At 44.0% G+C, this 2273-nt stretch carries 1 protein-coding gene; it reads right to left on the bottom strand.

The genetic code is table 11. The annotated features are described in order from the left end of the window. Positions 1 to 507 precede the first annotated feature (507 nt). Entirely contained in the window at positions 508 to 1794 is a 1287-nt protein-coding gene (locus ACSVH7_RS15075) for a nucleotide sugar dehydrogenase (protein ID WP_438067509.1), read from the bottom strand. Between the last annotated feature and the right edge of the window lie 479 nt (positions 1795 to 2273).

Here is a 2273-nt window from a genome sequence, read left to right as displayed (position 1 = left end):
TCACCCCTCCCCACAATCTTTTCAAATTAATTCGTGCCTTCGTGGCCACCCCTTAAAAAAACTTCGCGAACCTTGCGTAATCCTTTGCGCCCCTTGCGGTTAATCACTTTTCAAATTAATTCGAGCATTCGTGGCTTTCCCACACAACACTTTGCGCCTTAGCGTCTTCGCGGTTCCCCATTTTGGAATTTGGAATTTAAAAAATTGGAATTTCCTTTTCGTGGCCATCCCTCCTCCCCATCATTTCAAAATAATTAGTGCATTCGTGGCCATAAAAAAATCCGCGCCCATCCGCTTCATCCGTATCCATCCGCGTCCCATCACACCCTCTTTTCAAAAAATCTGCGAATCTACGGTCACCCCTCCTCACAATCTTTTCCAAAACCATTTCGTGCCTTCGTGGCCACCCCTTAAAAAAACTTCGCGAACCTTGCGTAACCCTTTGCGCCCCTTGCGGTTAAACATCTTTTCAAAAACAATTAGAGCCTTCGTAGCTCATTCCCACCGCTACAACTTCCCATCCACAGGCACTGTCAGCACCCCTTTCACATCATACAACACACTTTTTTCTTTTCTCAATCCAGCATAATCCATCGTCAAGAAAGCTTGATGCGCCACCCCCAGAACAACCGCATCAAAAGAACTCGTAGGCACTTCGTTGATGGTAGTCAATCCGTATTCGTGAGCCACTTCGACGGGATTCGCCCAAGGATCGTAAATCGTTACAGCAATACCATAATCTTGAAAAGCGCGCACCACATCTACGATTTTAGTGTTGCGGACATCAGGGCAATTTTCTTTAAAAGTAATCCCTAGCATTAAGACGTTGGCGCCATTGATCACCACCCCTTTTTTGATCATTAACTTCACCACTTGCGAGGCGACGTAGTCTCCCATGCTATCGTTCAAGCGGCGACCTGCTAAGATAATTTCGGGATGATACCCTTTTTCCTGCGCTTTTTGAGCCAAGTAATACGGATCCACGCCTATGCAGTGGCCTCCCACCAAACCCGGTTTAAAAGGCAAGAAGTTCCATTTGGTCCCAGCGGCTTTTAACACGGCGCTGGTATCGATGTCTAATAAATTAAAGATTTTAGCCAATTCATTAACGAAGGCGATATTGATATCGCGTTGGGAGTTCTCGATGACTTTGGCGGCTTCGGCTACTTTGATTGAGGGAGCCAAATGCGTCCCTGCCACGATAACCGATTGGTACAAGGCGTCGACTTTTTGTCCGATTTCGGGAGTAGAACCCGAGGTGATTTTTAAAATTTTTTCTACGGTATGCTCTTTGTCACCGGGATTAATGCGCTCAGGCGAATAGCCTGCAAAGAAATCCACATTGAATTCCAGCCCAGAAACTTTTTCCAAAACCGGCACACATTCCTCCTCGGTAACCCCGGGATAGACCGTCGATTCATAGATCACGATATCCCCTTTTTGGAGTACTTGTCCCACCGTTGCACTGGATTTATATAATGGCGTTAAATCGGGACGATTATTTTTATCTACCGGAGTCGGCACGGTCACGATATAATAATTACAATCGGCAATTGACGCCAATTCGTTCGAACACAATAATCCTGTAGCATTCGATTCAAAATCAGCAACTAAAACCGATTGCAAAACAGCATCCGAAACCTCGAGAGTACTATCGGTACCACTTCGTAAGGCAGCGATCCTTTCCTCATTAATATCAAATCCTACAACAGGATAGCGTGTAGCAAACAATCTTGCTAGGGGCAATCCAACATAACCTAATCCGATTACCGCAATTTTAATTTTTGTATCCAAATTTACATCACATTTTAAGTGCTTAAGGAAGCATGCCAGAGTCAAAAGCCAGGATCCAACCCACCCAAAACACCCAATAAAATCAATTTCACAAAAGATCCAAAAGCAATACAAAGCGAGAAGCGTGGAACGCCTCATGAGCCATTACGTTGCGAAGAAGAAGCTCCTTGAAATCACTTATAAGCGACTTTGGGGGTAAAGCGTTGCAAATATAACTAAAACAAAACAGCTAACCCCTCAAAAAAAAGCCCTAAAAAAACAAAGAGGTTGTCCTTCCTGAATCAGAAGCACAACCCATTCTATATGAGGAACTAAAAAAATCACATTCAAACCTCCCAGAACAAAAAATCACTAAATATAGGGAGAAGAAATCCGCCTTCCCAACGCAAAAAAACAATATATTTTCGCACAAAAACAAAAAGAAAGCCCCCCCAAAATCCCCGTCATCCCCTCCCACAATCTTTTCAAAACCATTTCGT

The organism is Flavobacterium sp. TSSA_36 (assembly GCF_051547165.1).
Taxonomy (GTDB): domain Bacteria; phylum Bacteroidota; class Bacteroidia; order Flavobacteriales; family Flavobacteriaceae; genus Flavobacterium.
The sequence above is the reverse complement of the archived record's forward strand: the minus strand, read 5'-3'. Positions and strand labels throughout refer to the sequence as shown.